At 61.8% G+C, this 18,296-nt stretch carries 15 protein-coding genes and 4 tRNA genes; 12 read left to right on the top strand and 7 right to left on the bottom strand.

From position 1 onward, the window contains the following. Nucleotides 1-95: 95 nt before the first annotated feature. The 3 genes from LG385_RS15480 to LG385_RS15470 form a co-directional block, all read right to left on the bottom strand. The gene (locus LG385_RS15480; RefSeq protein WP_225775011.1) at nt 96-863 is read right to left on the bottom strand and encodes a DODA-type extradiol aromatic ring-opening family dioxygenase; all 768 of its coding nucleotides are present in this window, start codon (nt 861-863) and stop codon (nt 96-98) included. A 155-nt stretch (nt 864-1,018) separates the two neighbouring features. Continuing rightward, nucleotides 1,019-1,906 carry a protease HtpX gene (gene htpX / locus LG385_RS15475; RefSeq protein ID WP_181117344.1) on the bottom strand — a complete coding sequence of 296 codons (888 nt, stop codon included), beginning with the start codon at nt 1,904-1,906 and terminating at the stop codon, nt 1,019-1,021. A 209-nt stretch (nt 1,907-2,115) separates the two neighbouring features. Then, on the bottom strand, nt 2,116-3,327 hold the full coding sequence (locus LG385_RS15470; protein ID WP_225775010.1) for a pyridoxal phosphate-dependent aminotransferase: 1,212 nt from the start codon (nt 3,325-3,327) through the stop codon (nt 2,116-2,118). A 156-nt stretch (nt 3,328-3,483) separates the two neighbouring features. On the opposite strand from LG385_RS15470, the gene msrB reads away from it, so the two are divergent. Both msrB and LG385_RS15460 read left to right on the top strand, forming a co-directional pair. Beyond that, entirely contained in the window at nt 3,484-3,891 is a 408-nt protein-coding gene (msrB, locus tag LG385_RS15465; protein ID WP_181117346.1) for a peptide-methionine (R)-S-oxide reductase MsrB, read from the top strand. Continuing rightward, nucleotides 3,891-4,382, top strand: coding sequence for a glutathione peroxidase (locus tag LG385_RS15460; RefSeq protein WP_225775009.1), 492 nt, complete (start codon nt 3,891-3,893; stop codon nt 4,380-4,382). Before msrB ends, LG385_RS15460 begins: the two co-directional genes overlap by 1 nt. On the opposite strand, the gene LG385_RS15455 is transcribed toward LG385_RS15460, so the two are convergent. Next, nucleotides 4,369-6,699: a response regulator gene (locus LG385_RS15455; protein ID WP_225776257.1), complete on the bottom strand. Its 2,331-nt coding sequence runs from the start codon at nt 6,697-6,699 to the stop codon at nt 4,369-4,371. The genes LG385_RS15460 and LG385_RS15455 overlap by 14 nt on opposite strands. Nucleotides 6,700-6,823: 124 nt before the next feature. Between LG385_RS15455 and LG385_RS15450 the strand changes: the two genes are divergently transcribed. Next, nucleotides 6,824-7,714, top strand: a complete 891-nt coding sequence (locus tag LG385_RS15450) for an ATP-binding protein (protein WP_225775008.1) — start codon at nt 6,824-6,826, stop codon at nt 7,712-7,714. Then, nucleotides 7,711-8,193, top strand: coding sequence for a GAF domain-containing protein (locus tag LG385_RS15445; protein WP_225775007.1), 483 nt, complete (start codon nt 7,711-7,713; stop codon nt 8,191-8,193). Before LG385_RS15450 ends, LG385_RS15445 begins: the two co-directional genes overlap by 4 nt. A gap of 32 nt (nt 8,194-8,225) precedes the next feature. Here LG385_RS15445 and LG385_RS15440 read toward each other — a convergent pair whose 3' ends face one another. Beyond that, a complete protein-coding gene (locus LG385_RS15440; protein WP_225775006.1) occupies nt 8,226-8,993 on the bottom strand; it encodes a hypothetical protein in 768 nt (255 codons plus the stop codon). Between the two features lie 306 nt (nt 8,994-9,299). Between LG385_RS15440 and LG385_RS15435 the strand changes: the two genes are divergently transcribed. The 5 genes from LG385_RS15435 to LG385_RS15415 all read left to right on the top strand — a co-directional run bounded on the left by LG385_RS15435 (nt 9,300) and on the right by LG385_RS15415 (nt 10,865). Then, a tRNA-Glu gene (locus LG385_RS15435) sits at nt 9,300-9,375 on the top strand. 2 nt (nt 9,376-9,377) lie between these two features. Continuing rightward, nucleotides 9,378-9,453: transfer RNA gene (locus LG385_RS15430), tRNA-Gly, on the top strand. Between the two features lie 92 nt (nt 9,454-9,545). Further along, nucleotides 9,546-9,621, top strand: a tRNA-Glu gene (locus LG385_RS15425). 3 nt (nt 9,622-9,624) lie between these two features. After that, nucleotides 9,625-9,700, top strand: a tRNA-Gly gene (locus tag LG385_RS15420). Nucleotides 9,701-9,878: 178 nt separating this feature from the next. Then, on the top strand, nt 9,879-10,865 hold the full coding sequence (locus LG385_RS15415; protein WP_225775005.1) for a zeta toxin family protein: 987 nt from the start codon (nt 9,879-9,881) through the stop codon (nt 10,863-10,865). A 68-nt stretch (nt 10,866-10,933) separates the two neighbouring features. Here LG385_RS15415 and LG385_RS15410 read toward each other — a convergent pair whose 3' ends face one another. Together LG385_RS15410 and LG385_RS15405 are read right to left on the bottom strand one after the other, a co-directional pair. Then, on the bottom strand, nt 10,934-11,344 hold the full coding sequence (locus tag LG385_RS15410) for a PA2817 family protein (protein WP_225775004.1): 411 nt from the start codon (nt 11,342-11,344) through the stop codon (nt 10,934-10,936). Between the two features lie 65 nt (nt 11,345-11,409). Further along, entirely contained in the window at nt 11,410-13,857 is a 2,448-nt protein-coding gene (locus LG385_RS15405) for an acyl-CoA dehydrogenase (RefSeq protein WP_225775003.1), read from the bottom strand. A 357-nt stretch (nt 13,858-14,214) separates the two neighbouring features. On the opposite strand from LG385_RS15405, the gene LG385_RS15400 reads away from it, so the two are divergent. The 3 genes from LG385_RS15400 to LG385_RS15390 all read left to right on the top strand — a co-directional run bounded on the left by LG385_RS15400 (nt 14,215) and on the right by LG385_RS15390 (nt 18,251). Then, nucleotides 14,215-15,147, top strand: a complete 933-nt coding sequence (locus tag LG385_RS15400; RefSeq protein WP_225775002.1) for an ABC transporter ATP-binding protein — start codon at nt 14,215-14,217, stop codon at nt 15,145-15,147. Then, nucleotides 15,144-15,923, top strand: coding sequence for an ABC transporter permease (locus LG385_RS15395; RefSeq protein ID WP_225775001.1), 780 nt, complete (start codon nt 15,144-15,146; stop codon nt 15,921-15,923). Before LG385_RS15400 ends, LG385_RS15395 begins: the two co-directional genes overlap by 4 nt. 81 nt (nt 15,924-16,004) lie before the next feature. Beyond that, nucleotides 16,005-18,251, top strand: a complete 2,247-nt coding sequence (locus LG385_RS15390; protein ID WP_225775000.1) for a DNA internalization-related competence protein ComEC/Rec2 — start codon at nt 16,005-16,007, stop codon at nt 18,249-18,251. Nucleotides 18,252-18,296 lie beyond the last annotated feature (45 nt).

The following is an 18,296-nucleotide window of genomic DNA, read 5'->3' as shown; positions in this document are numbered from 1 at the left end:
AACCCCCGCCTGAGTGCGGGGGTTTTTGTTTTCAGAGCCCGGCCTAGAAGTGGGGGGAGGCGATAGGCGAAGCTCGCGAAGGGGCAGGCGACGCTTCAATCAAACCGATACACATCCATCCCCAGCGCCCCAAGGGTGAAGCCCTGATGCACGATGCTGAAGCGCTCGCCCGCCCCCAGCGCGAAGTACAGCGGTAACAGGTGCTCCTCGCTCGGGTGGTTGCGCACGGCATGCGGTGCCTGGCGGCGGTAATCCAGCAATGCTTCTATCTCTCCGCTGCCGAGCTTGCTCGCAATCCAGTCCCTGAACGCCAATGCCCAAGGTGTAGCGGCTTCGTCCTCTGCCTGGCGGTCCAGCTCACGCAAATTATGAGTGATGCTGCCCGAACCGATCAGCAGCATGCCCTGCTCCCGAAGCGAGGCCAACGCCTTGCCTACCGCGATCTGCAACGCAGGCCCGTACTGGCTCGGCAGTGAAACCTGCACCACGGGGATGTCTGCTTCCGGGTACATCAGCCGCAGCGGCACCCATACACCGTGGTCGAATGGCCGTTGTGGGTCCAGGGTGGCAGGCAGCCCTTTCTCGACAAGTTGATCCATTATCCTGGCTGCAAGCTCCGGTTCTCCGGCAGCGGGGTATTGCAGCTCGTAGAGCGGGCGGGGAAAGCCTCCGAAGTCGTGCCACGTAGGCGGAGCAGGGTGGCTACTTACCTGCAGGGTAGGGCTCTCCCAGTGGGCGGATACCACCACTATGGCCTTGGGCCTTGGCAGCGCGGCGGCAAGCTTGCGCAGGGCCGGCCCGCTGGCGCCAGGCTCAAGCGCCAGCATGGGGGAACCGTGGGAGATAAACAGACTGGGCAGCATGGCGGCCTCGTGGATAAACAGTAATGCGCTATCTTCATCGAGCCCAGGGGTAGAAATCCAACGGGTTTTTTCGCATGAATCAATCGAATTCATAGGCGCATGCGCGACGCGCCCGGCACAAACGAAGAGGGCGACTTTCGTCGCCCTCTGGTGGGTTACCCGCGCCGACGCAAGGCGTCGATCCGTTCCTCGAGAGGCGGGTGGCTCATGAACAGGCCGGCCAGGCCATGCTTGAGGCCGCCATTGATACCAAAGGCCGTGAGGGTGCTTGGCATGGTGACCGCCACGCCCTGCTCAGCCCGCAGGCGGTGCAGCGCATTGATCATCGCACCGGTGCCGGCGAGGCGGGCACCGGCGTCATCGGCGCGGAACTCCCGGCGCCGCGAGAACCACATCACGATGATGCTGGCCAGGATACCCAGTACCAGCTCGGCGAAGATGGTTGCGATGTAGTACGCCATGCCCTGGCCTTCTTCGTTCTTGAAGATGACCTTGTCGACGAAGTTGCCGATGATCCGCGCGAAGAACATCACGAAGGTGTTCACCACGCCCTGTACCAATGCGAGGGTGACCATGTCGCCGTTCGCCACGTGGCCGATCTCGTGCGCCAGTACCGCGCGCACTTCGTCCGGGGAAAACCGCTCGAGCAGGCCCTGGCTTACCGCGACCAGGGCATCGTTGCGGTTCCAGCCGGTAGCGAAGGCGTTGGCCTCGTAGGCAGGGAAAATCCCCACTTCGGGCATTTTGATGCCGGCTTCGCGGGACAGCTGCTCCACGGTCTGCAACAGCCACTGTTCGTGGCGAGTGCGCGGTTGGGTAATCACCTGGGTGCCCGTGCTGGTGCGCGCCATCCATTTGGAAATGAACAGCGAGAACAGCGAGCCGGCAAAGCCGAAGACCGCGCAGAAAATCAGCAGCTGGCCGAGGTTGAGGTCTACCCCGTTTGCCGCCATGAAGCCGTTGAAGCCGAAAAGGCTCAGGGTGATGCTGGCAATCAGCACCACCGCAAGGTTGGTGGCCACAAACAGCAGAATGCGCATCATGGTGTCGAGTTACTCCTGACGGATTGAAGTGAAGCGTAGTCGGCTATATAAGGCGCCCCCTCCGGCGATTCAACAGAACGACTATTTCAAACTGTGTCTTCAGAAGTTTCCTACACGCTGCGTCGACTCTTCGACACTCGGTAGGCGCAGCGAAGCGGGAGGGCGGGGGCTCTGGCACGGGGGTGACTGGCCGCCCACCCCCGGCGCTGTCACTGGCGGTAGGTGCGCAGAAAGCTGCCAATGCGGCCAATGGCTTGTTCGAGATCGTCTACCCTCGGCAGGGTGACCACACGGAAGTGATCAGGCCACGGCCAGTTGAAGGCCGTGCCTTGAACAACGAGCAGCTTCTCTGACAGCAGCAGGTCCAGCACGAACTTTTCATCGTTGAGGATCGGGCATACCTTGGGGTCGATCCGCGGGAAGGCATAAAGCGCGCCCATGGGCTTCACGCAGCTCACGCCTGGGATGTCATTGAGCAATTCCCACGTGCGGTTGCGTTGCTCGAGCAGGCGACCTGGCGGCAGCACCAGGTCGTTGATGCTCTGGTAACCCCCCAGTGCGGTCTGGATGGCATGCTGGCTAGGCACGTTGGCGCACAGGCGCATGTTCGCAAGAATGTCCAGGCCCTCGATGTAGCTCTGGGCGTGCTGTTTAGGCCCGGAAATGGCCATCCAGCCCGAGCGGAAGCCTGCTACCCGGTAGGATTTGGACAGGCCATTGAAGGTCAGGCACAGCAGGTCCGGGGCCAGCGAAGCGCTGCTGATATGCACGGCTTCGTCGTAGAGGATCTTGTCGTAGATCTCGTCCGAGAACACCGCCAGGTTGTGCTGGCGAGCCAGTTCCAGCATGCCCAGCAGCACTTCTTTCGAATACACGGCCCCGGTGGGGTTGTTCGGGTTGATGATCACCATGGCCTTGGTGTTCGGGGTGATCTTGGCCTTGATGTCTTCCAGGTCTGGCCACCAGTTGGCCTGTTCGTCGCACAGGTAATGCACAGCGTGGCCACCGGCCAGGCTCACGGCGGCGGTCCAGAGCGGGTAATCCGGCGCCGGTATCAGCACCTCATCGCCATTGTTCAGCAGGGCCTGCATGGACATCACGATCAGCTCGGACACACCATTGCCCAGGTAGATGTCCTCGATCCCCACGCCTTCTACCTGCTTTTGCTGGTAGTACTGCATCACCGCCTTGCGCGCGCTGAACAGGCCCTTGGAGTCGCTGTACCCTTGGGCGGTAGGGAGGTTGCGGATCACGTCCTGGAGGATTTCCTCAGGCGCTTCGAAGCCGAACGGCGCCGGGTTGCCGATATTGAGCTTCAGGATGCGATGGCCTTCTTCTTCCAGCCGCTTGGCGTGCTTGAGCACCGGCCCACGGATGTCATAGCAGACATTGGCGAGTTTGTTCGATTTGCTGAACTGCATGATGAGATCCCGAAGAGTGGCCGGGCGGCGCCGAAATGAGTTTGAATGCGCGAAGCGCCGGTGACAGACTGGCAACGATTGAAGGCGCAATGATACGTGCCGTCCCCATCACGGAAAAGCCACCTCCGGCGGATTTTCCGTAGCCGAGGCAAAGCCATGCAAAAGATTGATAAAACCCTGGAAGAATGGCGCGAGATGCTCGACCCAGAGCAATACCGCGTATGCCGCCTGGCCGGTACCGAGCGCCCGTTCACCGGTAAGTACAATGCCACTAAAACGGCCGGCATCTACCACTGCATCTGTTGTGAAGCGCCTCTGTTCGACTCAAGCACGAAGTTCGACTCAGGCTGCGGCTGGCCCAGCTTCTATGAGCCCATCGGCGACCAGGCGATGGTCGAGTTGCGCGATACCACCCACGGGATGATTCGCACCGAGGTGCGTTGCTCCACCTGCGATGCCCACCTGGGCCATGTGTTCCCCGATGGCCCGCCGCCTACCGGCCTGCGCTACTGCATCAACTCCGTATGCCTGCAGTTGGTGACCACTGAAGGGGAGCGGGTGTAATGGGCTCGCCGCTGCTGAACGTTCCTTGCGAACTGATTGCGGGAGGCACGAAAACGCTCGCGGACCTTCCTGCGCGGGCCTGGCTGGTGGTCAATACCGCCAGCAAGTGTGGCTTCACTCCGCAATATCAGGGGCTGGAGCAGCTGTGGCAGCGCTACAAGGATCAAGGGCTGATGGTGCTGGGGTTCCCCTGTAATCAGTTCGGCGGCCAGGAGCCGGGCGCCGAAGCGGAGATTTCACAGTTCTGCGAGTTTAACTTCGGCGTGACCTTTCCGTTGTTCCGCAAGGTTGACGTGAACGGCCCTCAGGCACATCCGTTGTTCCTCGCGCTGAAGCAACAGGCCCCTGGCCTTCTGGGGAGCAAGGCCATCAAGTGGAATTTCACCAAGTTCCTGGTGGGCGCCTCCGGGCAGCAGGTAAAGCGCTACGCCCCGGCCACCCGGCCGGATAAGCTCGAGGCAGATATTCAGGCATTGCTCAGCCGTTCGTAGGAGCGTGCGGCGCCGAGACCCAGTGGTCGATCAGGCCGATCAGCTCTTCCCGTCGGAAGGGCTTGGAGAGGTAGTCCGACATTCCCGCCGCCTTGCAGCGTTCCCGTTCCTCGGGCATGGCGTTGGCGGTGAGTGCAATGATCGGCAGGCCCGGCCACCGGCCGCTTTCACGGATGCGCCGGCTCGCCTCATAGCCGTCCATCACCGGCATATTGCAGTCCATCAACACCAGGTCGAACGGTTGGCGTTCCAGCGCGCTCAACCCCTCGGCGCCATTGATCGCTACCTCCACTTCGCAGCCCAGCTTGCTCAACATTCCCTTGGCCACCAGTTGGTTGACGGGGTTGTCCTCCACCAGAAGTATCCGCGCCTGACGCGGTGCGTTCCCCTCAGGGGTGGCGGGGCCCGGCAAGCCGGGGGGTTGCTCGTCCAGATGGCTGCGCATGATCTCCAGCAGCCCCTGACGTGCCAGCGGGCGGGCCAGCTGTTGTATGGGCATAAGGGCCGCAGCCTGCTCCATCGGCAGGAAATTCCCATAAGCCGTTACCAGCAGCAACGGCGCCGCCACGGCAGGGCGAAGCCTGGGGAGGCACTCCAGGCAATCGGTGATCAGCAGGTCCGGCTGTATGTTCTCAAGGCTTTCATGGCTGTTGAAGCGCTGATACTCCAGCCCCCACCGCGGGAGGTATTCATCCAGCAACTCAGCCAGCCCGGTGCCGGCATCACATACGGCCCACACTCTCCCCCGCAACTGTGGAGCGGGGTAGGCGGCGGTGTGTACCGTCAGCGGGAGGTCGGCGTAAAAGCGGCTGCCCACGCCCGCCCTGGAGCTGATGTTTAGCCGGCCCTGCATGGCCGTACAGAGGTTGCTGGTGAGCGCCAGCCCCAGGCCGGTTCCGCCGAACTGTCGAGTGATCGCCGCGCCCGCCTGGGTGAACGGCTTGAAAATCTTGTGCTGAGCTTCTGGCGCAATACCGATCCCGGTGTCTCGAACCTCTATACGGATGTACTCGCCCACTGTCTGCAGGCGTACGTCGACCCGCCCGTGGCGAGTGAACTTGAGCGCGTTCGAGAGCAGGTTGCTGATGATCTGGCGGATGCGCATCGGGTCGCCCAGCACCATGGCGGGAAAGCCCGGCTGCACCAGGCAGGTAAGCTCCACCTCGGGCGCGGCGTTCTGGCTGAACAGGTTGGCGGTGTCTTCGGCCAGCACCGACAGGTCGAACGGCAACGCCTCCAACTCCAGCTGACCTGCGTCGAACTTCGACAGGTCGAGAATATCGTTCAGCAGCTCTACCAGTACTTTCCCCGAATCATGAGCGATCGCCAGCTGCTGACGTTGTTCCGTCGTGAGCGGGCTGTCCAGCGTAAGCGCGATCATGCCCAGCAGGCCATTGAGCGGGGTGCGAATTTCGTGGCTCATGTTGGCCAGGAATGCCGAGCGGGCCTGGGCCATTTCCAATGCGGTACGGCGGGCTTCGTCCAGTTCCTGGTTCGATTGGCTGAGGCGTTGATTGCTGGCTTCCAGTTCGGTGGTACGCGCGGCCACAATGCTTTCGAGCTCATCCAGGTAGGCGGTAAGCCGGTCCTCGGCCGCCCGCCGCTGCCGAATTTCCACGGCTGTGCGGTCCAGCTGCTGGTTGGCCACCCTCACCAGCACCCCAATTTCGTCGCGCTCGTGGCCGCGGGGGCAGGGCAAGTGTTGCGGGTCCGCCGCCCCTGGGCTGGCGCGGCTCAGGTGGCCCACTACCGTGACCAGCGGTTTGGTGAGCATGAAATAAAACACCACCAACAAAATGGCGGTGAACAGCATGGTGCGCAGAAACCCGCTGATGAGCGTGACCTCCGCCCGGTCGATGAATCGACCCCCCAATGCGGCGGTGTCGATGGCTACGCTCAGGGTGCCCAGCTTTTCTTCGGGGCGGTGCTCCAGAAACAGATTGGTTTCGATTTCCAGGCTTCGCCCGAACAAGGCATCGGTAATGAACCGGTGGGGGGTTTGGGCCTTCGGACGCTCGACGGCCGCGAGCAGCGTGCCTTCGTTGTCGGTGATGCGGGCACCGACGATCGACTCGGATCGCAGCAGCCCGCGGGTGAGCTCGAGGGCCAGTTCCCGATCAATGTTGTAGGCGATTCGTGAGGCAGGGTTCTGGCTCACCTCCAGCAAGGAGGCGATCTGGCGTTTGAGCAGGTCGCGGCTGCTGGCATAATCGAGGGAAATTTGTACCAGGCTCAAGAGCGTGCCCAGTATCAGGCCCAGCAACACTGTGAGCCGGGCCTGTTTATAGGACAGTCGCTGGTTGAACTTGATGCTCATGGGCATCGGGCTGTTTTCCTTGATGATGCATCCCCCAGCATAGTCAATGGGTCGGTCCCCGGCCCTGTGGCACATGGGCGCATCCTGCATCCTGTATAGCGCTTGTAAGCGCCGAGGTGAAGTTGTGGACTCACGTTTATCTGCGTTCCTGGAACGCGCCGAAGGAGTACTGGCCCGCCTGGAACCCTTGCTGCCGGCCCCAAGGCCGCACATCGAGTGGGCGAATACGCTCGCGGCGCGCTGGCAACGGGACGGCCGCGAAGGCTATTTGCTGCCCCTTGAGGTGAGCCTGGATATCCGCTTGAGCGACCTGCAAGGGGTGGACAACCAGCGCAACCAGCTGGAACGCAACACGCGCCAGTTGCTTGAAGGGCTGCCAGCCAACCATGCGTTGCTGTGGGGCTCGCGCGGTACCGGCAAGTCTTCGCTGGTGAGGGCCTTGCTGGCGGAATTTGCCGGCCATGGGTTGCGGCTGATCGAGATCGAGCGCGATCACCTGGCAGACTTGCCGCGCGTGGTCGAGCAGCTGCGCAAACAGCCGCAGCGTTTCGTATTGTTCTGCGACGACCTATCGTTCGAAGCCGGCGAAGGTGATTACCGTGTGCTCAAGAGCGTGCTGGATGGTTCGCTCGAGCAGGCGCCTGAAAACGTGCTGCTGTACGCCACGTCGAACCGGCGGCACCTGGTGCCGGAGAAACAAAGCGACAACGATAACTGGACACGGGTAGAAGGCGAGCTGCATCCCAGCGAAGCCGTGGAGGACAAGATCGCACTGTCTGACCGTTTCGGCCTGTGGCTGTCGTTCTACCCCTTCACCCAGGCGCACTACCTCAATGTGGTGGAGCACTGGGTCAACCAATTGGCCGCTCGCGCGGGGCTGAGCTGGCAGCGGGATGCGGCGTTCGACGTGCTCGCGGTCCGCTTCGCCACCTCGCGCGGCAACCGAAACGGGCGTTGCGCCTATCAATTTGCCCGCCAGTGGGTGGGCCTGCAAATGCTGGAGCCTGAGCAATGATCGATCTGCAATCCACCGGAGATGGCCTTCACGGCTATGCCTTGTTATGCGCGCAACTCGAGGCGCTGTTGGCCGGGGAACGGGATTTCATCGCCAACGCCGCGCAAATGTCGGCATTCCTGTACAGCGAGCTGGGCGACCTGAACTGGGCTGGGTTCTACCTCAACCGTAACGAAGAACTCGTACTCGGCCCGTTCCAGGGCAAGGTCGCCTGCGTGCGTATACTCTTCAGCAAAGGTGTATGTGGCGCCGCTGCGACCACGCGTATCACCCAGCGCGTGGAGGATGTGCATGCATTCCCGGGCCATATAGCCTGCGACAGCGCGTCGAACAGCGAGCTGGTGGTTCCGCTGGTGAAGGAGGGCAGGCTTATTGGGGTGCTGGATCTGGACAGCCCCTCGGTGGGACGTTTCACCGAGGAGGATCAAGCGGGTATCGAGCGGCTGGCGGAAATCTTCCTGCAGGCCACTGACCTGTAATACTCAGGTCAGCGGCGCTGCCCAAGGCCCTCTCAGTCGTAGAGGGCCTTTTTCTTCCACTCCGTCTGTTCTTCGGTTTCCTTCAGCCCGGCGGTGAGCTCGTTCACGTCGCCGTCGTGGGCCTGGATCTTGTTCAATACCAGTGCATCGGCACGCGCGACCATCTTTTGCGCATAGGCCATTTCTTCGCTGTACAGGGAGGGATCGGGCTGTTTTTTCAAATACTGCACGGCGCGCTCGTAGGCCAGGCGGGCATGGCCGGGGTCGCCGTCCTGAAAGGCTTGCTGCCCCAGGTTATTGAAGAACTCCAGGTGCAGCTTCACCAGCAACCCGCGGATCACCCCTGCCCAATGACGGGATTCGCCCGGTTTGAAAATGCCTTCCTGAGCAGCGCGCAGGATTTGATGATGCAACGCCTCGATCAGGAAGCTCACATCCTTGGCCTGGGATTCGGTGGTGATCGAGGCCACAGGGTTCTTGATCTCGAGTTCCTCTTTGCCCATATCGAGCTCAAGCTCGGCAAGCCGTTCCTTTAGGTCAAGGTTGCCTTTGTTCAGTGCCAGCGCCCGCTTGACCACGTTGTGTTCGAGCCGGAGCATCAGCATCTTCAGCTCTGGGGTGGTGAGCTGGCCGGGGAAGCGTTCGTTGATTTCCGCGCAGCGGCGCAAACGGTCCTTGAACTCATGGCCCAGGCGCACCTTCTCCGCCTTGTTGGCTTCTACCATGTTGTTAAGGAAGCCGATGGCAATGAGTATCGCAATGCCCGCAATCACAATCGCGGCGATCATCATGTGTGTCACGGGGCGAACCTCATCTAAAGCAATGGCTTGAGTGTAGTGGCTGCCTGGGAGGGGTGACAGGGCTGCCCCTCCACGAGCTTTGCCGAGGCGTCGATTATGCGCGTGGCGCATTGCCCGGCATAGCCCCGCCAATAGGGTGAAAGCGCCGTACGACGAGCAACAAGGGCCCGGCAAGCGAGTCGAACCCTTTGATTTGAATAATTTTTTCCGGAGGGGTTGACGGGTATCAAAACCGCCCCTAGAATGCGCGCCACTTGCAGCGTAAAGCACTTAGCCAACCGCAGCAGGGAGTGAATGTTGTAGTGTGTCCCCTTCGTCTAGTGGCCTAGGACACCGCCCTTTCACGGCGGTAACAGGGGTTCGAGTCCCCTAGGGGACGCCATTGCGGGAATAGCTCAGTTGGTAGAGCACGACCTTGCCAAGGTCGGGGTCGCGAGTTCGAGTCTCGTTTCCCGCTCCAGTTTACTTTGATACGGCTCAGGCGGTATCAGTAAAATCCGAGGCCCTTGTGGTCGCGGTTGCTGAAATGACCGAAGGTTGTTTCGGGCAGTTGTCCCCTTCGTCTAGTGGCCTAGGACACCGCCCTTTCACGGCGGTAACAGGGGTTCGAGTCCCCTAGGGGACGCCATTTGCGGGAATAGCTCAGTTGGTAGAGCACGACCTTGCCAAGGTCGGGGTCGCGAGTTCGAGTCTCGTTTCCCGCTCCAAATTCAGGTTGGCCATGTTCATGGGCTGACCTACAGAGAAAAGGGCCTCCGGGCCCTTTTTTCATGCGTGCGGTTTTTGGTCGATGCCAATTGGGGCATACGTAACTACCGCCAAACCCGCTGGCACCCCCCTTAAGTTGTCGATTCGCCACTTTCGGCGCTATCGAGGACCGGCAGCATGAATTCTCTTTACTCCCATACCAAAGCTGACCTGGACAAGGCATTCGCCACTCTTAGCGAATCATTGTTCGCTAAAGCGCGTGACGCCGAGTGCCTGGAGTGTGAGCCTAGCCCGAAGATTTTGGTCGTGGCGGGCACTCAAGGCTCGGGTAAGACGTATCTGCTCGAAAACAAGCTGTTACCCAGCGGCCGCTACGAAAACTATGTAAGCCTCTACCTCCCCTCATTTCGCAAACACCATCCTCAATATGAGCGTATGAAAGATCATGGTATTCGCCATGTGTACGAGCATACCAATAAATTTGTGTGGGACTTGGGCAATAGGGTGTTAGGCCATGCCCTTGAAAATCGCTACAACATCATTATGGAAACTGCTCTCGATAGTGCCAAGTTTGCTGATTTTCCGGCTGATGCGGTAAAGGCGGGTTACCAGTTTGAAGTGCATATGATCGCTTGTCAGAAAGAATTCAGCCATTGGGCGACCTTGGATCGCTTTGTGAACAGCGTTGCAAGCAATGAAGTCGAGCGGGTTTTGACGCTGTCAGCGATAGAAGCCTCTCAACTCAATGCCCGGGCGATCCTTGATGCATTCGAAAACGCTTGTACGCAGGTGCCTGGCTCCGAGATCACGCTGTATCACCGTGGCATAGAGACCGGAATGGAGAGCAAGCCGCTCTGCCATAGCGAATGTACATCCCCGTCGGAGCTTACCCCCCAAGCGCAATACTACGACCAGCCCTTCACCAGCTTGCCGCGCCTTAATCCATATTTCGAGATCCGCCGAAACGCCTCGGCGAACTTCCCGTGCTCCTATCTTCAGTATGCGCAGGTGGTGAATGCCGGGATGATCGATGCGCAGGTGCGTGAGGAAATGGTCAAATACAATTGCAAGACAATGGAGCGCGCGCAGGCACTGATGCCCAATGTGCCCAGCGAGGTGTTCCGGGAGTTGAGTTTGTATGTGATGAAGTACATCTACCCATAACCAGGGCATTACCAGGCCAGAACCGGGGCGGTCAGAGAGTCGCCCCGAGTCCCTGCGCCTGGTGGCTGTCAGTGTTTCGGACCGTTCTCCGACATCGCCAGCAACTGCTTTTCCTGATTCCAGTCGAACGGTTCATCGTTCGCTTCCGCTTCGTGGCGGCGGTCTTCCAACTGCTGATACAAGTCAATCTCGTCATCAGGCATGTAATGCAGGCAGTCCCCGCCGAAGAACCACAGCAAGTCACGTGGCACCAAGTGGGCAATCTGCGGGTAGCGGGTGAACACCTGGCAGAGCAGGTCCTGGCCTAGGTAGAAATTCTCCGGTGTCTCGTCGATGAGGGCGTCGATCAGTTCATCGAACCGTTCCACGAAAAGGGCATGGCTTTCTTCAGGCACTTGCTCGGCTTCGCCCAGGGCCACGAGGATTCCACGCAGGTGGCGCAGCAGTGCCAGATGATGCTCGATGATCGGATTGGCCACGGGAGGGCTCCTGTCTGAAAAGCGCGGCAGTATAAGCGCCGCCGCGCCTGTTGTCCCGGGGCGGTTCAGCGCACCTGCCCGTCGGTGCGACTGAGGGCTTCAGGTGCGAAGTCATCCACGTCGATCACCTTCCGGCGAGCAGCTTCGGCCTGGCGTAACACTTCGCCTTCGGCCAATTGGAGCACGCCCTGTTCCACCGCAGCCTCTATGGCTGTCTGGCCTGGCGCCGCTGACACTTGTCCACCTTTGAGCGCCGCATGCAGTTTGCGCTGCACAGGTGCTGCCTTGGCCAGCAGTTGCCATGTGGCACGCAAGCCGCCCACGGGGTCGCTCGGGTTTTCGGGGCGGTAGCAGCCTTCAAGCAGGGCGGCCAGGGCCGGGTCCTCTTCGCTGCGCCCAAGAATGCCGGCCACTTCGGCTTCCAGTCGATCGTCCGGGCCGGGGTGGCTACGGCCGAGCGGGAATACCACCAGCGTAAGCAGGTTACCCAGCAGGCGGTTGGGGAAGTTTGCCAACACGCCGGCGAGCGCGGCTTCGGCCTTGCCCAGGCTTTCTTCCATGGCCCAACGCAGTAGCGGCTGCAGGTGCTCGGGGGATTGCTCATCGTGGTAGCGCTTGAGCGCGGCCGAGCCGAGGTAGAGGTAGCTCAACACGTCACCCAGCCGGGCAGATAAACGCTCTTTGCGCTTGAGGCTGCCGCCAAGCAGCATCATGCTCAGGTCCGCCAACATGGCGAAGGCTGCGGCAAGCCGATCCAGTGCGCGGAAGTAGCCTTGGCTCAGGCGATCGCCAGGGTGGCGTTCCAGGTGCCCAACACCCAGGCCAAGCGCAAGCGTGCTGGCCGCGTTACCTGCCGCAAATCCCAGGTGATCAAGCAAGACGCGGTCGAACGCCTCGAGTGCCTGATGGCTATCGCCCTGGCTGGCCAGCGCCATTTCCTTGAGCACGAACGGATGGCAGCGGATGGCGCCCTGGCCGAAGATCATCAGGTTACGGGAGAGGATGTTGGCCCCTTCCACGGTGATATAGATAGGCGCGCCGGCCCAGTTACGCGCCAGGTAATTGTTAGGGCCGGCAATGATGCCCTTGCCGCCGTGCACGTCCATGGCGTGGGTGAGGGATTCGCGGCCGCGTTCGGTGAGGTGGTACTTGAGAATCGCCGAGAGCACCGAGGGCTTTTCGCCAAGGTCTACCGCGCGGGCGGTGAGGATGCGGGCGCTGTCCATCAGCCAGGCGTTGCCGCCAATGCGCGCGAGCGATTCCTGAATACCTTCGAACGCGGCCAGTGGCACATTGAATTGCTCGCGAATGCTTGCATAGCGCCCCGTGACCAGGCTGCTGTATTTCGCCACGCCAGTACCTACGGCCGGCAGCGAGATGGAGCGGCCCACCGACAGGCAGTTCATCAGCATCATCCAGCCTTTGCCCAGCATGGCCGGGCCGCCGATCAGCGCGCTCAGTGGCACAAACACGTCCTTGCCGCTGTTGGGGCCGTTCATGAAGGCAGCGCCCAGTGGCACATGCCGCCGGCCGATATTCACGCCGGGCGTGTCGGTGGGGATCAGCGCCAGGCTGATGCCCAACTCATCCTTGTCGCCCAACAAATGGTCGGGGTCGTAGGCCTTGAACGCCAGGCCCAGCAAGGTAGCGACCGGGCCGAGGGTGATGTAGCGCTTTTCCCAGGTCAGGCGCAGGCCCAGAACTTCCTCGCCTTGCCATTGCCCCCGGCAAACGATGCCAACGTCTGGCATGGCGCCAGCATCCGAGCCGGCAAGGGGGCCGGTGAGGGCGAAGCAGGGGATCTCTTCACCCTTGGCCAGGCGCGGTAGGTAATGGTTGCGCTGCTCCTCGGTGCCGTAATGCAGCAGCAACTCTGCCGGGCCAAGCGAGTTGGGCACCATCACGGTGGAGGCGAGGTCGCCACTTCGGGTCGCCAGCTTCATCGCCACCTGCGAATGCGCATAGGCCGAAAAGCCCTTGCCGCCGTATTCCTTGGGAATGATCAGGGCAAAGAACCCGTTCTGCTTGATATAGGCCCAGGCTTCGGGCGAGAGGTCCATGTCCTGGCCCACCTGCCAGTCGTTGACCATGGTGCACAAGGCCTCGGTCGGCCCATCGATAAAGGCTTGTTCCTCGGCGGTGAGCACGGAAGGCGAGTAGTTGAGCAAGGTATGCCAGTCGGGCCGGCCGCTGAACAACTCGCCGTCCCACCATACGGTGCCAGCTTCGATGGCCTCCCGCTCGGTGCTGGACATGGGCGGCAGGGTGCGCTTGACCCAGGCGAACATGGGCTTGGTGAACCATTGGCGGCGCAGGCCATGCAAGGTGACAAACGCCGTGACCGCCGCCAGCAGCAGCCACAGAACAGCCAACATCACGCCAGGTGTGTCGGTAAACAGGCCAAGCCCCAGCACATAAACGGCAGCAATGCCCAGGACGGGCAAGGGCGACACTCGCCTATGGCAGAGCCAGATGATGCCGCACAACAGAATCAACACACCGAACACCCACATACGTTTCTCTCCGGATGGTGGGGCCGGGCTTGAGCGCACCGCGCAAGCTGCGCGATGAAGCCGGCACGGCCTCGATCTTGCCGGGCCGCTTCGCTGCCGGGCTGTGCCTGTAGTGACCCTGCTGTGAACGCTGAGTTCGTAGTAGGCGCCCGGCGCGCCGGCGAAACTTAACGGCGGTGTGGCCGGTCGGTTGAAGCAGAAGGGCAGGGCAATGACCTGCTCCTGATAATGACTATCGACGCGCTTCACTGTACGCATGCACCGCACGTCGGCAGCATGAAAGCGAACGCCAGACATTGTAATTCACCTCGGTGGCCCTTAACTTTCCGGCCACCTTATTATCGGTATTGATCTGTCATGAGTTCCGCACTGTCCATCCGGCAGCTAACCAAGACCTATGGCAACGGCTTCCAGGCCCTCAAAGGGATCGACCTGGATGTTGCCGAAGGCGACTTTTTCGCATTGCTCGGCCCCAACGGCGCGGGTAAATCCACCACCATCGGCATCCTGTCCACCCTGGTGAACAAAACCAGCGGCACGGTGAATGTGTTCGGTCACGATCTGGACCGCGATCCGGCACGGCTGAAGCGCTCCATTGGCGTGGTGCCACAGGAATTCAACTTCAACCAGTTCGAGAAAACCTTCGACATCGTGGTGACCCAGGCCGGCTATTACGGCATTGCGCCGAAGGTCGCCAAGGAGCGTGCCGAGCAGTACCTGACCCAACTGGGGTTGTGGGAGAAGCGGGACGCGCCGTCGCGTTCACTGTCGGGCGGCATGAAGCGCCGGCTGATGATTGCCCGGGCGTTGATTCATGAACCTCGCCTGTTGATCCTCGATGAGCCCACCGCGGGTGTGGACATCGAGCTGCGCCGGTCCATGTGGACGTTCCTCACCGAACTCAACCGCAAGGGCATCACCATCATTCTTACCACGCACTACCTCGAAGAGGCCGAGCAACTCTGCCGTCACATCGGCATCATCGATCACGGGACCATTGCCGAGAACACCAGCATGCGCAAGTTGCTGGGCAAGCTCACCGTCGAAACCTTCGTGCTGGACCTGGGGCAGAACCTGGATAAAGCGCCGGAACTCATCGGTTACCCGTGCCGCCTGCTCGATCCTCATACACTGGAAGTGCAGGTCGATAAAAAAGCGGGTATTACCGCGCTGTTCGGCCAACTCGCCCTGCGCCAGATCGAAGTGCTGAGCCTGCGTAACAAGACCAACCGGCTAGAGGAGTTGTTCGTGTCCCTGGTTGAAAAGAACCTGGCGAAGGTGGCCGTATGAGTACCGAACTGTCGCCCAACCTGGTTGCCCTCAATACCATCGTTTACAGGGAAGTTCGCCGCTTCATGCGGATCTGGCCACAAACCCTGCTGCCGCCAGCGATTACCATGGTGTTGTACTTCGTGATCTTCGGAAACCTGATCGGCCGCCAGATCGGTGGCATGGGCGGGTTTACCTACATGCAATACATCGTTCCCGGCTTGATCATGATGTCGGTGATCACCAACTCCTATGGCAACGTGGTCTCGAGCTTCTTCGGCGCGAAGTTCCAGCGCTCCATCGAAGAGCTGATGGTGTCGCCGGTGTCCTCTCACACCATCCTCGTCGGCTATACCCTCGGCGGCGTGCTGCGAGGGCTGGCGGTAGGGTTGATCGTCACGCTGCTGTCGCTGTTCTTCACCGACCTGCACGTGCATCACCTTGGCGTGACCATCGTGGTAGTGGTGCTGACCGCGACCATCTTCTCCCTGCTGGGCTTCGTCAACGCTGTGTTCGCCCGCAACTTCGACGATATCTCGATAATCCCCACCTTCGTGCTCACACCCCTGACCTACCTGGGGGGCGTGTTCTACTCCATCAACCTACTGCCGCCGATCTGGCAGACCCTGTCGCTGGCCAACCCGGTGCTGCACATGGTGAACTCGTTCCGCTACGGCATATTAGGCGTGTCGGACATCCAGATTGGCACTGCGTTGACCTTCATGTGCGTGGCCACAGTTGTGCTGTACCTCTGCTGCGCCCGTTTGCTGGTCAGCGGCCGAGGCATGCGCACCTGACGCCAAATACCCGGTAACGGTCCAATTCCCCCTTGGTAGCCTTGCCCGGCCATACTGCGCCGGGCCGCCAGGGAGGGGGGTATGCGAGCAGCGCTGCTGGCTTTTGTAACAGGTGTACTAGGGGCCCGCTGGTGGCCTGGTTTGCCGCCGGAATGGGTAGTGGCAAGCCTGGCCGTGGCGGGCTTGATGTTCGCGTTCCAACCCGGGCGGGTCAGCCGATGTGCTGGATCAGCGCTCGCCGGGCTGGCGTGGGCACTGTTCTGTGCCTTGCGCACCAGCGCCGATCAACTCGATCCACGTCTTGACGATCGAACAGTGTGGGTAGAGGGGCGGGTCGTGGGCCTGCCGGTATCCACCGCAACAGGCGTTCGCTTCGAGCTGCGTGATGCGGTTTCGCGCCGTGGTGAGTTGCCCAGCCTTATTCGGGTGAACTGGCCCGGCGGCGCGGCCGTGCGCAGCGGGGATCGCTGGCGGCTGGCGTTGTCGCTGGCTCGCCCTCGCGGGGTGGTCAACCCTGGCGGTTTCGATTACGAAGCCTGGCTGTTCGCCCAAGGCATTGGCGCCACCGCCCATGCCAAGGACGGTTACCGTGTGGAAGCCGGTAGCCTGAGCCTCCGTGAGGTGGTCCGGGAGAAGATGCTGTCGTCGTCTGCCCATGCGCTGGCGCCATTGTTGGTAGCGTTGGTGCTCGGAGATGATTCCGGGTTGCGCCCACAGCAATGGCGGGTACTGCAGGCCACCGGTACCGTCCACCTGTTCGTTATATCCGGGCAACACGTAGGCTTGCTCGCCGGCCTGGTATACGGGCTGGTGGCGGGGCTGGCTCGGCTGGGTGCATGGCCGCGCCCGTTGCCCTGGTTGCCCTGCGCGTGCGTTGGCGCGGCGGGCGCCGGCCTATGCTACGGCCTGCTTGCCGGGTTCGAGGTGCCGGTGCAGCGCGCTTGCGTGATGATCTGCATCACGTTGCTTTGGCGCTGGCGGTACCGGCATATGGGGGTTTTCACGCCGCTGCTGTTGGCATTGGTAGCCGTCCTGCTGATCAACCCCATGGCCAGCCTCACGCCCGGTTTCTGGTTGTCGTTCGCCGCGGTGGCGGTACTGCTGCTCGGGTTCTCCGGGCGGCTGGGGGGCTGGCCCTGGTGGCGAGCATGGTGGCGCGCGCAGTGGCTGGTGGCGCTGGGGCTGGCCGTGGTCATGAGTGCGCTGGGGCTGGGCATCAGCTTCAGTGGGCCTCTGGTCAACTTGCTTGCCGTGCCCTGGATCAGCTTTATCGTGTTGCCGTTGGCGTTGGCCGGCACCCTCGGGGTGTGGTTGCCAGGGGCGGGCGAGTTCCTGTTGGGGTGCGCCGCTGGCGCGCTTGAAGGGCTGCTCGGCGTGCTGGCCGTGGCGGCTGAAATGTCGCCGCCCTGGCTTGGGCCTCGCGTGCCGTCATGGGCCTGGCTGCTGGCAGCGTGCGGTGCGGTGCTGCTTTTGTTGTCGGCTGGGGTTCCGCTGCGCTGGCTTGGGGCGCCGCTCATTCTGCAGCTGGCTTTCGCACCACTGCCAAGGCCCTCCTGGGGGCAGGCGCAGGTGGTGCAGCTTGATGTGGGGCAGGGCTTGTCCATCCTGGTACGCACCCGCCACCACGCCCTGCTGTTCGATGCCGGGCCGGCCTATCGCGCGGGAGATGCCGGCGAACGCATCGTGGTACCGAGTGTGCGCCGCCTCGGGGTACGCCGGCTGGATACCCTGATCATCAGCCACGACCATGCCGACCACAGCGGCGGCGCGGAGTCCGTCATCCGCGAGCTGCTGCCAACACGCGTGCTGGTTGGCGAGCCCAGCGCCGCCCCTCGACGCTGGCAAGGCCAACCCTGCGAAGGCGCGCAGCCATGGGAGTGGGATGGGGTACGTTTCGAACCCTGGCGCTGGCCCCGTGCCCAAAGCCCCAACCCGGCGTCCTGCGTGTTGCTGATCGAAGCCAACGGCGAGCGGCTGCTGCTCACTGGCGATATCGACAGCCAGGCCGAGCGGGCGCTGCTTGCGGCCTGGCCCGGACTAAATGTGAAGTGGCTTCAGGCGCCCCATCACGGTAGCCGCACGTCGAGCTCGGCCGGATTCCTCGATGCGCTGGCACCCACGAACGTGTTGATCTCCCGGGGCTGGAACAATCGCTTCGGTCATCCCCACCCGGAAGTGTCCGAGCGGCTGGCGCAGCGGGGCATCGTACCGTTCGACAGCGCCCGGGCAGGCGCGGTCGAATGGGTACTGGGCCGGGATAGCACACCCATCAAATGGCGGGCGCGCCCGCGTTTATGGCGCAATGATGCGCCAGAGGATGGGCGATAGGCTGCCGGCCTGTGCGCGGGCGGTTGTGATAGAGTTGCCGAATTT

This window comes from Pseudomonas sp. Marseille-Q5115, assembly GCF_916618905.1.
Classification (GTDB): Bacteria; Pseudomonadota; Gammaproteobacteria; order Pseudomonadales; family Pseudomonadaceae; genus Aquipseudomonas; species Aquipseudomonas japonica_A.
This window is presented reverse-complemented; position numbering and strand designations above follow the sequence as displayed.

Excerpts from the sequence above, each read along its gene's own strand:
- LG385_RS15445 (WP_225775007.1), top strand. The coding sequence starts at position 7,711 with ATGATCGATCTGCAATCCACCGGAGATGGCCTTCACGGCTATGCCTTG.
- LG385_RS15480 (WP_225775011.1), bottom strand. The coding sequence starts at position 863 with ATGCTGCCCAGTCTGTTTATCTCCCACGGTTCCCCCATGCTGGCGCTT.
- LG385_RS15400 (WP_225775002.1), top strand. The coding sequence starts at position 14,215 with ATGAGTTCCGCACTGTCCATCCGGCAGCTAACCAAGACCTATGGCAAC.
- htpX (WP_181117344.1), bottom strand. The coding sequence starts at position 1,906 with ATGATGCGCATTCTGCTGTTTGTGGCCACCAACCTTGCGGTGGTGCTG.
- LG385_RS15395 (WP_225775001.1), top strand. The coding sequence starts at position 15,144 with ATGAGTACCGAACTGTCGCCCAACCTGGTTGCCCTCAATACCATCGTT.
- LG385_RS15405 (WP_225775003.1), bottom strand. The coding sequence starts at position 13,857 with ATGTGGGTGTTCGGTGTGTTGATTCTGTTGTGCGGCATCATCTGGCTC.
- LG385_RS15455 (WP_225776257.1), bottom strand. The coding sequence starts at position 6,699 with ATGAGCATCAAGTTCAACCAGCGACTGTCCTATAAACAGGCCCGGCTC.
- msrB (WP_181117346.1), top strand. The coding sequence starts at position 3,484 with ATGCAAAAGATTGATAAAACCCTGGAAGAATGGCGCGAGATGCTCGAC.
- LG385_RS15390 (WP_225775000.1), top strand. The coding sequence starts at position 16,005 with ATGCGAGCAGCGCTGCTGGCTTTTGTAACAGGTGTACTAGGGGCCCGC.
- LG385_RS15470 (WP_225775010.1), bottom strand. The coding sequence starts at position 3,327 with ATGCAGTTCAGCAAATCGAACAAACTCGCCAATGTCTGCTATGACATC.
- LG385_RS15460 (WP_225775009.1), top strand. The coding sequence starts at position 3,891 with ATGGGCTCGCCGCTGCTGAACGTTCCTTGCGAACTGATTGCGGGAGGC.
- LG385_RS15415 (WP_225775005.1), top strand. The coding sequence starts at position 9,879 with ATGAATTCTCTTTACTCCCATACCAAAGCTGACCTGGACAAGGCATTC.